Raw genomic sequence first — 13,952 nt, 5'->3', positions numbered from 1 at the left:
GATTATTTAATTAGTTGACGAATATCGTTCCCTGTTGGTGCCTCATGGGCACGTAACGAAAAGGCGGGTAATATCGCTAATATATGGTCAAATATATCTGACTGAATATTTTCATACTCACCCCAATTAGTTGTATTGGTAAATGCATAAATCTCAATGGGTAAGCCATTTTTAGTTGGCTCTAGCTGCCTTACCATCAGTGTCATTCCCTGATGAATATGTGGGTGATGTTTTAATAGCGCGACTAAATAATGACGAAATGTGCCAACATTAGTGAGCCGACGACCATTTAACGTACAGCTCATATCTATTTTTTTCGTGGTATTTTGCTCGTTAATAGCCGGTAGGGTAATTTCGAGGTAGTGACTTAATAAATGTGCTTTTTTCAGCGCGGTGATCTCTTGCTCATCTAAAAAGCGCACACTGCTCATTTCTATATGGATACTCCGTTTTATGCGCCGCCCACCGGATTCTGACATACCGCGCCAGTTTTTAAATGAGTCAGAAATTAGCGCATAGGTTGGGATAGTGGTAATGGTTTTATCCCAATTTCTTACTTTAACTGTGGTCAAGGCTATATCAATCACATCGCCATCTGCGCCGTATTTGGGCATTTCTAACCAATCACCAACCGCAAGCATATTGTTTGCTGAAAGCTGAATACCGGCCACCAGCCCTAAAATAGCGTCTTTAAACACCAGTAGCAGTACAGCCGATAGCGCACCTAAACCACTGAGTAATATTAACGGGGATTTATTCATTAATAATGAAATCGCTAAAATACCGGTTAATACGCTGGCGATCAGTTTAATTGTTTGTAAAAAACCACGTAATGGAAAGTGAGCTGCAATGGGTTGCCTGTCAGATATTGCTTGAAAAATATTGAGCAAAGAGAACAGCGAGAGCAGTGCAAATAAAATGATCCACTGATCAGTAAACATCTCAATGATATGTAAAAAAGCCGTTCCTTCGGGAACCCAGAGCCTTGCTTGTATAACAACCACAGCACCTTGTAAAACAAAGGAAATATTACGTGTTAATTTAAGCGCTAAGTCGGCAGGCGTGTGGGTATCGGTTTGAACAACTTTATCACTAAAGCGGCCTTTAAGTAGTCGTTTTGAAACTGACCTTAAGATGAGGTGCAATATGAGCGCAAATAAGCCAACCCAGCACAGTACTAATATGTTGTACCATAAATGCGCACTCCCAGGAAAATAAAGACTAAACCATTGCAATAAAAATTCTCGCAGCTGCGATCGTATTTCAGTCATTTATATTCCCAAGAGATTTATTTGCGTGAGTTTCATCTATTTAATGAAATCTAGTTAAGCAGATGGGGCGAGAAAAGTCTATTTAAGCCGCGCTTAAATAGACTTTTTAAAAATAATATTTATATTTTATTTTCAGCAAGTTGCAGAGTTAACTCCTCAAAAATACTCGGATCGTCAATGGTTGATGGAATTTGCAGTTCTTCACCATCAATAAGTTGACGTAAGTTTTTGCGTAAAATTTTACCTGAGCGTGTTTTTGGTAAGCGCTCTACACACATAATATTTTTAAGACACGCAATAGCGCCGATTTGATTACGCACGGTTTGCACCAATTGCTGCTCTACTTCTTTATGCGAGCCATGAAAATCATTTTTTAATACTACCATGGCCATGGGGTTTTGACCCTTGAGCGCATCATTAACACCAAATACGGCACACTCAGCAACGGCTGGGTGAGCGGCTACAATTTCTTCCATTTCACCGGTTGATAAACGATGTCCCGCGACATTAATCACATCATCGGTGCGGCCCATAATAAATAGGTAGCCATCATCATCAATATAACCGCCGTCGCCAGAAAGATAATAGCCATCATATTCACTTAAATAACCGGCTTTAAAGCGCTCGGTATTTTGCCAAATAGTAGGTAAACATCCTGGCGGTAAAGGCAGTTTAATAACGACTGCACCTTGTTCATTGGGGGCGCATTGGTCGCCATTCATATCTAAAATACGTACGTCAAACCCAGGAGTCGCAACCGTTGAACTGCCTGCTTTTGTAGGTAGGTGCTCAATGCCGACAGGATTACAGGCTATCGCCCAACCAGTTTCGGTTTGCCACCAATGATCAAGTACAGGTAGGCCTGTTTTTTCTTTGAGCCAATCGTAGGTGGGGGGATCTAAGCGCTCGCCTGCTAAAAACAAGCGTTTCAGACTTGAAGTATCGTATTGTTTAAACCCATCGGCATTGGGGTCTTCTTTTTTTATCGCTCTAAAGGCTGTCGGTGCGCTAAATAAAGCCGTTACTTTATACTGTTCAACCACTCGCCAAAATGCACTGGCATCTGGGGTTCTAACCGGTTTACCTTCAAATAAAATAGTGGCGCAGCGGTACATAAGCGGGGCATACACTATGTACGAATGGCCTACAACCCAACCAATATCTGAAGCGGCCCAAAACACGTCACCAGGTTTCATTCCGTATACGGTTTCCATGCTGTAATGCATGGCCACGGCATGGCCGCCATTTTCACGAACAACCCCCTTGGGAGTACCCGTTGTGCCTGACGTGTATAAAATATAAAGCGGGTGATCGCCATTTACCGCAACGGGATCAACACCAGTAGCTGTTTGCATTGCAACAGCCCAGTCAATATCACGCTCAGGCATAAGTGGTGCAGTTACTTGCTCACGCTGATAAATAATACAATGTTCTACTTTATAAGAGGCTGATTCGAGGGCATTATCAAGTAACTCTTTGTATTCAATTACGGTATTCACTTCCACACCGCAAGAAGCACTGAGTACTAACTTAGGCTTGGCGTCATCAATACGTACCGCTAATTCATGCGCTGCAAACCCGCCAAAAACGACCGAATGAATAGCGCCGATGCGAGCGCAGGCTAACATACCAATTACGGCCTCGGGGATCATGGGCATATAAATAACCACGCGGTCGCCTTTTGTTACGCCTAAGGACTGCATTAACCCTGCGAATTTAGCGACTTCTTGTTGCAGTTCAAAGTAGCTGTAGCTGCGCGCGGTATTGGTTACGGGTGAGTCATAAATTAACGCTGTTTCATCGCCATGGCCGGCAATAACATGCTGATCTACCGCTAAAAAGCAGCTATTAAGTTGGCCGTCGGCATACCAGTGATATAAACCGTTTTCATCTTGTGTGTAAGCTGTTTCGGGAGCCTGGTACCAAGGGAGGCGTTTACTTTGCGATAACCAAAACGCTGCCGGGTTTTGTTTAAACTCGTTGTAATGTTGTTTGTATTCACCTGACATAAAGGCTCCTGAGCAAAATTTAATATAACTTTATTTAGGGTCTGTTGACCTTTGCAAATTAAAGCTTGAAAGATCAACAGATCTTAAAACTAAGCGCTTTTTATCAGGAGTGATATTCGACTATGGTCGGTTAAATAATGAACGGGTTGTGTGGTTTTTAGCTAACGCTATGGTTTATAACGAACTAACGACTAGTTTGATGGTTTAAATGAGGTAACATATAAAAATGATGAACTATTTAATGTGGTAATAATGAGTCAAGTTGTCAGAGTAGGCGTTGCAGTGATAGTAATGCATGATAATAAAATTTTACTCGGTGAGCGAATAGGCGCACATGGTGCAAATACCTGGGCAACCCCTGGGGGGCATTTAGAATTTGGTGAAACGGTTGAGCAATGTGCAGTGCGCGAAGTAGCAGAAGAGACAGGGCTTACTGTTACTAATATTCGTAAACTCGATTTTACCAACGATATTTTTAGCGCCGAGAACAAGCATTATATTACTTTATATGTGCAGGCAAAGTATGAAGGTGGCGAGCCTGTAAATAAAGAGCCTAACAAATGTTTACAGTGGCGTTGGTGCGATGTGAATGATTTGCCAACACCTTTGTTTTTATCGTTACGCCATTTTTTAAATGATGCTGATTTACTAAGTCAGTGAGTGCTTTTTTATATAGTCGCGTGGGTTGATGTTATACCAGCGTTTAAAAGCACGATTGAATGAGCTCTGATCGTTAAAACCCAACATAAATGCAATTGTGCTTAAAGGGTATTGATTAATATAAAGTGGTAAACGTCGTTTTCGTTCTGCTTCGAGTACGGCTGCAAAGGTTTTATGCTCTTTTTTTAAACGACGTTGTAATGTTCTTTGGGTCATATTTAACACGCTTGCGGTGCGAATTAACGTACACTCTTGTAAATCATGTTTAGCCATTAAAATATGATTAATTTTTTCTGTTAATAATTGCTGACTTTTAAACTGGGATAGCCGTTGCTCTGACATTTGCTTAAGCACAGCGTTAATCTGGGAGTTATCGGTTTTAAAAGGCAGGGTTAAGTAACTACTTGGAAACTCTACTTGATTAAAGTTAGCGCCAGCTTTTACTGGGCAATTAAACCATCGCGCTAATTGTTGTAGCTCACTGTCTGAAAAACGTGCTGTAAAATAAACGCAACTAGGCGAAAGCTGAGGATTAAGTAGTTGGCGTATAACACTTACCCACGCGGTCATATTTCGTAATACGGCCTGTGGGCTGCACTGTGGGTCGGCTAACCAAGTTACCTTGCAAAGTGTTTGTTGCTGTTCAAACTCAGCACGCCCTATGTTGGCCACTAAACTGTCGTAGCTCAGTAATGCAGTAATGGCACTGGCTAGATTAGTACTCGATTCAATTAAATACCCAAGTACACCAAAATCAGCGGTACGTATTTGTTTTCCTAACTCAAACCCAAATAAGGAGTCGTTTAGCATTTGCTGTGCATAACTAAGCAGCGCATTATAGCTTTTTAAGCTAATACGTGGTGCTAATTGTTGTGTTTGCTTATTTGTATATTCATCAAACTCAATGGCAGTTAGTATCTCTTGGCTATCTAATCCTTTGCTTTGAAGATAATCCAAACAGCTAGAAAAGTAATGATCGGCTAAGGTTTTCATTTGTCGCCTAAAGCTAAAAAATAGTCATCTAATCGCAAGTTTGCCATGCAATATTTTTATATGCTAGAGATCTATAAAAATAATATGGGGCACACAATGATTGAGGTAAACGTTAAACATAGTGTGGCAGCAACGCCTGAACAATTACGCACCTTATTATTAGCGCATGCTGATTTGGGGCGCTTTTTTAATGCGCAGTTTAAAGTGTTAACACCGCAAGACTCGGGTGAAATAAGTGGCGGAAAAGGCACTATTAGACAAATAAAAATGCAAGGTACAACATTTAAAGAGCAAATAATAACGGCCGATAATAGCCACATTAGTTACCGTATTTTAGGGGATAAACCCGTTGCACAGCACCGTGGTGATATTTACTTAAAAGCCAATAATGCTCAGCCATCACTCACCGAGATCAGCTACCATATTCGTTGCATTGCGCCTTTGTGGTTACCCAATTTTATACTGGCTTTTTTTATAAAAAAAGATGTTAGCCAAGCACTTAAAAAAATAGCCCGCTATTTTAAGGAGCAAACGCCATGAGCATTGAAATTATTTTATTGGCACTGAGCCCTATTTTTTTGCTGTTTGTAGGGGTTGAGTTTATAAAATTTAGACGTTACTACGATATAAAAGACAGCTTAGCCAACGCGTTACTTGCTTTATTACATCAAGGAGCTGATGCCATTGCGTTATTATTATTAATGCCGTTTTTTTATTGGTTGTATCAGTTTCGGCTATTTGATATTGAATTGACGCTATTTACTGTATTAGGCGCTTTTTTACTGCAAGACTTTTTATACTATTGGTTTCATCGTGCATCACACCATATTCATTGGTTATGGGCCGCTCATGTAGTGCATCATAGTTCTACTAAAATGAACTTTACCACGGCATTTAGGCAAAGTTTAATGTATCCGCTGGCGGGAATGTGGCTATTTTGGTTGCCGATGATATTAATAGGCTTTGAGCCTGTAATTGTTTTTGCGGTGGTGGCACTTAATTTGGCTTATCAATTTTTTGTACACACGCAAGTGGTAAAAAAGCTCGGTTGGTTTGAAGCATTATTTAATACCCCATCGCATCATCGGGTGCACCACGCTATAAATAATGGCTACTTAGATAAAAACTTCGCTGGCGTTTTAATTATTTGGGATAAATTATTTGGCACTTATGTAGAAGAGGATGAAAACAAGCCCTGTAAATACGGCATTATTGGCCAACTAAACAGTAATAACCCAATCAAAATCACCTTTCATCAGTGGCAGTATTTATTTAAAAGTACCTACCAAGCTAAAGGGTTAAAAGCCAAGTTAAACGTGCTGTTTGGTTACCCAACAAGCTCCGTAAAACCCAGTGATTAAAAGTAATATTGAATGGCTAGTTTAGCCGACGTACTGCTTGTATACCATCGCTGGTTTTTTAGCTCTGTGCGTATAGATAAATTTCGTGACAAAGCGTAATTCCATTTTAATGTTAGATCAGCGTGATTATCTACGTCTGCATCGACAAGCCACATTATATTTGTTGTAAGGGCAAGCTTATGACTATTATTGATTTGCCAAATAACACCAGCTTCTGTGCCAAACCCCGTTTTTAACTTATCCGTTATATCGCCATTGTTAAACTCAACTTGTGCTAATAAATAGCCATGAAGGGTGTTTGGGTTGCCGATTGATTTTCCATAGCCACCTTTAGTAAACCAGCGGCCTTGTTGAAAGTCATTATTTGGCTGTCGATCAAAGCCCATTTTAAGGTTCCATGACCAGCTATCAAAAATCCGGTTATCGGGTGCAAGTGACATTGCATCTAATAGATAAAAATGTTCTAGCTGAGTGTTACCGTTATCTTTTATAGCGCCTTCAATATCAAAAAAGCTAATTTGAGCACCAGGAATAAACCCAGCAGAGGTGTCTAGTAAGTCATGGTATGCGAGGCGATATGCAAAACTTGTTAAATCACTTTGTTGATTATAATGGGTTCTTGCTAGCGTTATTTTAGAAGAACCATGACCTTGCTCTGGAGAGGCTGCAGGTCGATTTGGTTTGGTAAATGGCGAAGCTATTTTATATTTGCTACGCATGAGGAGTAACTTAGCAAGTCGTGGGGCAATTTCTTCACGGTTTAAATTTTTATCGTAAAACTCAAAATTTAACCACTCATAGGCCATTTCTAATATAGCGACCAATTGTGATTCGGAGTAGTTTCGGGTATTGAGTGATCCACCTTGCATAAGCGCTCTTGCGTCATTAAGTTGCTCGTCAGTCATTTGAGTAGAATAATGATACAGTTTAGTACCAAACGCAGGACGATAATTAGGTGTTTGTAACAAGTTATTATTTCTAAGTACCGCAACGGTATCAGATGGAATGGCTTGTAAGTCAAATGAGGATGTTAAATTGAGATCGTTTTTTGCCAGTTGTAATAATGCGAGCAGCTGATAAGAGCAGTTTTCATCTATAAAAAAGTAATCAAAAGTGGCTAATTGTAGCTCCCATAGATGTAATAAAATAAGCTTAACTTGCTCCTCGGATAAATTAAGTTTGTATTCCCAAATATCACGAGATTCTAAATCATTATACTCGCGTACTTTTTTATAATACGGCATCAGTGAAAATTTGCCCGGATAGCTACCAATTAAGCCTTTTAATGCATACATTGCAGCATTATCAGAACCATCTGGCTCTGCTGCAAAATTAACGGCAAATGCGAGTAATTCTTTATGCCGAGTTTGATCCTTTGCATCAATACGTAACAAGGTATGGCCAAACATTGATGATGGACTATTCATAAATGCAGTTGGAAAGACTAAAGTAACGCCCTTAGGGTTTATAATTTTTTGCCAAGTTTGTAGATCTGGGCAATTAAGTTCTGGCCAGTTATTTTTTATTTTTGTTTTAAGCCACGTGTAACGTGCAGGAAATTGGCACCGAGTTTGTTGTGTTTGTTGAGGGAGGCTATTATCGCCATTAAATGCGTTAATTGTGGTGTTGAGCTCATCCCTTGGGCTTACCTTTCCTTTAGGGGATAAAAAAAACTTAACACTGTCTACTTCACTTTTCCAACCACCTAGCGTCGTCGGACGATAGTGACCCAGTTTAAGCCAGTATGGATCTGTTGCTAATGTATTAATTTCAATACTTTTAGCGTTTGAGTAAGCACTGAACAGTGCAATTAGTAAAACAAATAATATTTTTTTCATAATCACTAATAAAAGCCGCTAGAGATAAACCCCAGCGGCTTTATTTATACGTATAAAAACCGGCTAATTTAGCTGATTAAGAAAGAGTATAAGAAGCAAGTTTTGCATCACTTGCAATTACAGTGTTTAGGTTTTCTAAAACTGTTTGTGAAGTCACATTTTCAGAAGTGAATACTGAAGAATACTGTGCTTGAGCTAGCGCATTAAACGCTGCTTTATCTTGATCTGCAACGCCCCAAGCTTCAGCTAGAGTAGCTAAAGTTTCGCCTTCACCTTTTGACATATCACGAGCAAGTTGCTCCATGTTACCGTCGATGAATAAAGCAATTTTTTCTGAAGAGGTTACTGTACCAGTACCATCACAACCTAGAGTACCAAAAGTGATACCAAAAGTTTGGTTACCTGATGTACCGTTAGTTGTAGCGCCTAAAATTTTCACGCCTTTACCTTGCTGACCAGCAAATAACATTGAACCAAGACCACAACCAATATCTTGGTCAGCCATTGCATTTGAGAAAGGAAGTAAAGATAGAGCTGCTACTGCGATTAGTTTTTTCATGTTCATAAATCCGTATATGATTATTCTTTATTTAGGGCAAATAAAGTTCGCGGAGGATATTAACAGATATACGTAAAAAATAACAAGGCTAGATATGAAATTATTATAGCGTAGGCGGTTTAGGGTCATTAATAGTTTTATATTTATATTTATATTTATATTAGTTATTAAACGACAAAGAGCGAACGGATTACTCTTTATTAGAATACTTTTATTTAGCAGTTGTGAGCGCAGCGCCAGTTGCAGAAATAATAGCAATTTTCCAGTAGTTGCTAATTAAAACGGTGAAACACATACTGGCAAAACTACGTGTATAAATAGATGCATAAGAATGTTTTCTATAATCTGCAGGATATGGAATGAACCAATGAGGCCAGTTAAAGCCGCAGACACAACAATAGATAATGCCAATGTTGTACGCGTTTACAAAAGCGATGAACTTCAAGGAGATGGATTTAGGCATAGCACACACATCATAAAGTATTAGTTTTAGATTTGGTGGTATGCAATTAATTACTAAAAGTAATGCTGTTAATGTTATATAAATTGCAGTTTATGTATAATGCAGCATATTTCATATGTTAAAAGTTATTAATAAAGGTAATTTATGTCCAACTGTTTGCACCTAGCAATTCCTGCCGGTGATCTCGAAAAAGCGAAAACATTTTATTGTGACGTACTTGGCTGTAAAACGGGCAATAGTGAAGCAGGGCGATGGGTAGACATTGATTTTTGGGGTAACGAGTTAACGCTTCATCAAAGTGTTGAGCGCTTACCAACTGTTCGTCATGATGTTGATATGGGCGCGGTGGCAGTTCCTCACTTTGGCATTCACTTATCAGAAGATCAATTTCAAGCATTAAAAAAGCGTATTGCAGATGCAGGTCTTGAATATTTAGATAAGCCATACCGTCGTTTTGTTGGCAATGAATTTGAACAAGAAACGTTTTTTATTGAAGATCCAAACGGTAATGTATTAGAAATGAAAACAATGGTTTATCCACAGGTGTTATTTAAAAAAGATTAATATAGCTGAGTTAGCCATGTTTGCTAGCTCATACTTATCAAACTCACCTAGCATTAGCTAATAATTTTGCACTGCATGATTTGTTTTTAAGGGAGCTTTTAATGCGCCATCTTGTTGCCACGAAAAGCTCTTAAGTGCAGGGCGAGTAAAAGTGAATACACCACTTTGACTTAGTGTACATACTAATTCAAATTGGTTAACCCCTTTTACTAGTCTTATGTCGATGCAACACCTTGTAATAAAGGGGTTGATACATTGTTTACAATAGCTGTTAAATAACAGTTATCTTCAGCGAAAGCTGCGCCGCTCAATAGCAGAGTAATAAAAGCCAATGGGCAAGCTTACAGTAAAACCCTTGATTGGTCTGTTCGGCCAAAGAGTGTAAGTAAGCATTTAACACATGCCTATAATGGGGATGAGCTTACAACCGATTTAACTGGCCTACGCAAAACATAGCGTGGATTGCTATGCCCAGTTTTGCAAATAACGATAAGCAAACTCATGATTACAATAACCTGTATAAAAAAGTGACTGATCAACGTTCTAAGTTACTCAGTGCAAAAACGGTGGTTTTAGATCTTCGTCACAACCAAGGTGGCTCGTCGTATTGGAGCTTAAAGCTTGCAAAAGCGTTGTGGGGTGAGCAAGTTGTTGAACAAAAAATGGATAACTACTCAAAAAATAGCCGAGTTTGGTGGAGAGCGTCAAAAGATAATACTAACCATGTTAAATCATTAATTGAAGTGGTGAAAGATCAACCTGAAGTCCATAAAGAGATTAAAGAAATAGCTGCAGGTATGGCAAAGTCACTTGAAAACAATAAGCCATTTTATATAGAAGCAAAGCAAAGCAAATCAAATCAAAGCGAAAATACATCGCTAGTGAGTGACTTTAAAACACAGGTTTTTGTTATTGTGCCGCCACAGTGTGCAAGTGCGTGTCTTGATGCCATTGATGTATTTAAGCAGTTTTCAAACACTCAGTTATTTGGCGCGCCAAGCAGTGCTGACTCATTGTATATGGATGTTCGACTCGCCGAGTTACCCTCAGGGTTAGGTAAAGTTATTATCCCTAATAAAGTGTATGTTGATAGAGCAAGAGCAAAGGGCGATTACTATAAGCCCGATATTGCCTATAACGCTATTGATTGGACAACCGATAAGCTATTAGAAAAAATTAAACAGTTATAAAAAAAGCCGCTCAATGAGCGGCTGGACTGTTTAATTACTTAGGTTTATTAAAAGGTATAGCGTGCACCAATTGCGTAGCGTGGACCATACTGGCGAGCAAATAAGAACTGCTCTTCGTAACGGCCATAGCCTTGCTCGGTTTCATTATTGAGATTTATACCTTCAAAGAATACCGTCACATTCTCGTTAACGTCATAATTTACGCTCATATCCCACTGGCCATATGTTTTCGCATATTGTGGTGGTGCATCAGCAGAACCTTGTGCTTGGCCTACACCAATAAGGTATGAATCGCGCCATGCGTAAGTCAGTTTTACTGATAAGCCATCTTTTTCGTAAAACGCTTGGAAGTTAGCTGAATCACTTAAGCCCGTTAACGGAGCTTGTTGGTCTAAGCTGTCTGTATCAAATTCAACATCGCCGTCGACAAATGTAGCATTAACACCGACACCAAAGCCTGTTTCGCCAATTAAGTGTTGTACTGCCACTTCAAAACCATCGACTGATTTGCTATCGGTATTTTGTGGTTGGCTAATGTTCCAAGTAATAAGTGGATCGTTACTATTTGGTTCAATTTGACCATTGGCATTACCATCACCATTAGCAAGCATTTGTGCAAAAATGGCATCGGTTGTTGCTTGCTCACCACGTGCCTCAATATCACTCACAGCTTGTAGATAGCGCGGGCCATTTAAAATATCATATAAGCCTTCAATGGTGGTTGGGGTAATGGTGGTTTGAATAAAGTTATCAACGTCCTTTTTAAAGTAACCTACAGATGCATAACTGCCTTCTGCGTAGTAATACTCCAAAGATAAATCAAGATTTGTTGATTCAAACGGTAATAGCCCCGTGTTACCTTGACTACCTACGCGTGATCCCGGTTTTGGACTGCCTGTTAGTGAACGACCGCCAGCTAAATCGCCTAAAGGTGCACGCGACATTGTTTTGCCCCATGATACGCGAGCAACCACGTCATCAGTTAGGTCAACACTTAAGTCAATTGATGGCAGTAAAATATCATAACTGCCTTCTTGCACTAAGAAGTTATCATCGCCACCTGCTGAATATTGAGTGATCCACTCTGAAGCGCTGATCCAATTAACTTGTTGTTCAACACGCTGACGAACAGAGCTGGTTACATCGGTTTCTTCGTAGCGAAGACCTGCGTTTACTTTAACGTAGTAATTACTAACGTCAAACTCCCAACGTGATTGAACATAAATACTGTTAGTAATTTCCTCAACCGAGCTTTGACTGTCAATGCCATCAAGATAGGCATTAGGTGCATAAGCATCGCCGCCTGTTACATCAGCGGTTAAGTATGCCATTTGTCTTGCTACGGCTTCGTCAAAATCATAGCTGTAGTAATAGTTTGGTTGTAAATTGCTACCGCCACCGGCAAATTGATCTAATAATCCTGAGGTATCATGAAGTGTAAACATACCATCTGGGAAAATTTCAGTGTAAGAAGGATTAAAACCAGGGCCACCAACTAAGCCACTCCATGCCTCATAACCACCGGTGTTTTGCTCTGTGCGCGAACCACCAAACTTAACTTCAATTAAACCAATGTCAAAACTTTCATTTATCCAACTTGCATGTAGTTGAAGTTGTTCAATATTTGATTCCCCCGGTGAATGAATAAACTGACTAAAGTTTGAATCAATCTCACCTGGGCTTAATACATTCGTGCCGTTTTTCCAATTAACTTGCGTATGCGGAACTTCGCCAGTGCGGTAATCATAAATTTTATTAACAAGCTGATCAGAACCTAAAATAACTTGCCCATCACTACCTAGACCTTTGTCTGCGCCATTGTCGGTTTCGTTTTTAGAATCATGGTAGTCAAGCTCAATTTGCCATGTATCATTAATTTGCCAATCTAAATTTAAACCGATAGAGCGAGCTTTTACTTCAGTGGTGTTTTTACTCGAGGTAAATGACGCATCGTTACCGCTAATATCGGCATAAATAGCGGTGCCATTTTCATCTAGCTCGTAACCGTTAATATTACTGCCAAAGTCGTTCCAAATACCCCAGCCGAGAGTTTTTGACCCTGTTGTAGCCTCACTTGCTGTGTAATCAAGGGTGGCCACAAAATTATCAGTGGGTGCAAATTGCAGTGTTACTTGCCCATTGGTACGCTCACGTTGTAAATCTTCAATAGCGTAGTTCATGTCTTTTGCAAAAAAGTGATTACCTACGCGATTACCGTCTGCATCAACTGGGCGAGCATCAATAAATTTATCTTCTGAAAGAGTCGGTAAATCTACATTAGCTTGCCAACCTTGAATATTAGCGCTTTGTTTTTGAAAGTCGCGCTGTTGATGCGAGAATGAAAAGCCAATACCAAACATTTCATCATTAAAGGTATTGCTGTAAATAGCTGATATTTCAGGTGTTACATCGCTACCAACTTCATTTGATGAGTCATGAATTGCTTTTGCTGTTGCTGAAAAGTGCTGCCCAGGTCTTTGCAGAGGGCGCGATGTTGAAATATTAACTGTCGCACCTAAACCACCGCTAGGCACATCAGCACGGGCAGTTTTAAATACTTCTAAGGCACTTACACCTTCTGAGGCGATGTTTTCAAGATTATACGAACGAGAGTTACCCGTTCCAGGCATTTGGCGACCGTTAAGTGTTACCAAATTAAATGAAGGGCCAAAACCACGGACTGTAATTTGGCTACCTTCGCCGTTTGCACGGCTCACCGATACACCCGTAATGCGTTGTAGTGATTCAGCTAAGTTGGTATCTGGGAATTTACCCATTTCTTCGGCAGAAATTGCATCGACTACTCCAGATGCATCGCGTTTCATGTCCATAGAGCGGATCAGTGAACCACGTATACCTTTAATTTGTATTACTTCGATTTCAGGTTCGGCAGTACTTTCTTGCGCAGCGTTAGCGAAGTTAAATGTGCTTGCAGCGATGATAAGTGACACAGAAGCCGCTATTTGGCTTTTTTTAAACTTATTTGTGTTCATAATTGCTCTGCTTTTTACTAAATTTTTTACGGTAAGTAGGTGCTTATACGC

At 39.8% G+C, this 13,952-nt stretch carries 10 protein-coding genes and 2 pseudogenes; 5 read left to right on the top strand and 7 right to left on the bottom strand.

The annotated features are described in order from the left end of the window. Window positions 1-2: 2 nt before the first annotated feature. Together H5200_RS01035 and H5200_RS01030 are read right to left on the bottom strand one after the other, a co-directional pair. The gene (locus H5200_RS01035; protein WP_182760758.1) at window positions 3-1,271 is read right to left on the bottom strand and encodes a mechanosensitive ion channel family protein; all 1,269 of its coding nucleotides are present in this window, start codon (window positions 1,269-1,271) and stop codon (window positions 3-5) included. A gap of 119 nt (window positions 1,272-1,390) precedes the next feature. Next, window positions 1,391-3,280: an AMP-binding protein gene (locus H5200_RS01030; RefSeq protein ID WP_182760757.1), complete on the bottom strand. Its 1,890-nt coding sequence runs from the start codon at window positions 3,278-3,280 to the stop codon at window positions 1,391-1,393. 252 nt (window positions 3,281-3,532) lie between these two features. On the opposite strand from H5200_RS01030, the gene H5200_RS01025 reads away from it, so the two are divergent. Beyond that, entirely contained in the window at window positions 3,533-3,940 is a 408-nt protein-coding gene (locus H5200_RS01025; RefSeq protein WP_182717561.1) for an NUDIX hydrolase, read from the top strand. On the opposite strand, the gene H5200_RS01020 is transcribed toward H5200_RS01025, so the two are convergent. After that, window positions 3,929-4,933, bottom strand: coding sequence for an AraC family transcriptional regulator (locus tag H5200_RS01020; RefSeq protein ID WP_182760756.1), 1,005 nt, complete (start codon window positions 4,931-4,933; stop codon window positions 3,929-3,931). The genes H5200_RS01025 and H5200_RS01020 overlap by 12 nt on opposite strands. A 96-nt stretch (window positions 4,934-5,029) precedes the next feature. Here H5200_RS01020 and H5200_RS01015 point away from each other — a divergent pair, with 96 nt between their 5' ends. Together H5200_RS01015 and H5200_RS01010 are read left to right on the top strand one after the other, a co-directional pair. Then, window positions 5,030-5,473, top strand: a complete 444-nt coding sequence (locus tag H5200_RS01015) for an SRPBCC family protein (RefSeq protein WP_182739526.1) — start codon at window positions 5,030-5,032, stop codon at window positions 5,471-5,473. Further along, window positions 5,470-6,294 carry a sterol desaturase family protein gene (locus H5200_RS01010; protein ID WP_182717559.1) on the top strand — a complete coding sequence of 275 codons (825 nt, stop codon included), beginning with the start codon at window positions 5,470-5,472 and terminating at the stop codon, window positions 6,292-6,294. The genes H5200_RS01015 and H5200_RS01010 overlap by 4 nt, the downstream gene beginning before the upstream one ends. On the opposite strand, the gene H5200_RS01005 is transcribed toward H5200_RS01010, so the two are convergent. The 3 genes and pseudogenes from H5200_RS01005 to H5200_RS24430 form a co-directional block, all read right to left on the bottom strand. Beyond that, window positions 6,291-8,132 carry a DUF4105 domain-containing protein gene (locus H5200_RS01005; protein WP_182760755.1) on the bottom strand — a complete coding sequence of 614 codons (1,842 nt, stop codon included), beginning with the start codon at window positions 8,130-8,132 and terminating at the stop codon, window positions 6,291-6,293. The genes H5200_RS01010 and H5200_RS01005 overlap by 4 nt on opposite strands. A 76-nt stretch (window positions 8,133-8,208) precedes the next feature. Further along, entirely contained in the window at window positions 8,209-8,691 is a 483-nt protein-coding gene (locus tag H5200_RS01000; RefSeq protein ID WP_149980008.1) for a DUF3015 domain-containing protein, read from the bottom strand. A 220-nt stretch (window positions 8,692-8,911) separates the two neighbouring features. Next, window positions 8,912-9,102: pseudogene (locus H5200_RS24430) on the bottom strand (hypothetical protein); the annotation flags it as partial. A gap of 196 nt (window positions 9,103-9,298) precedes the next feature. Here H5200_RS24430 and H5200_RS00995 point away from each other — a divergent pair. Beyond that, entirely contained in the window at window positions 9,299-9,718 is a 420-nt protein-coding gene (locus H5200_RS00995; RefSeq protein WP_182739529.1) for a VOC family protein, read from the top strand. Between the two features lie 321 nt (window positions 9,719-10,039). Continuing rightward, window positions 10,040-10,908, top strand: a pseudogene (locus tag H5200_RS00990) (S41 family peptidase); the annotation flags it as partial. A gap of 47 nt (window positions 10,909-10,955) precedes the next feature. Here H5200_RS00990 and H5200_RS00985 read toward each other — a convergent pair. Continuing rightward, the gene (locus H5200_RS00985) at window positions 10,956-13,901 is read right to left on the bottom strand and encodes a TonB-dependent receptor (RefSeq protein WP_182760754.1); all 2,946 of its coding nucleotides are present in this window, start codon (window positions 13,899-13,901) and stop codon (window positions 10,956-10,958) included. Between the last annotated feature and the right edge of the window lie 51 nt (window positions 13,902-13,952).

It is taken from the genome of Pseudoalteromonas sp. SG43-7, from assembly GCF_014164295.1.
GTDB lineage: Bacteria > Pseudomonadota > Gammaproteobacteria > Enterobacterales > Alteromonadaceae > Pseudoalteromonas > Pseudoalteromonas rhizosphaerae.
This window is presented reverse-complemented; position numbering and strand designations above follow the sequence as displayed.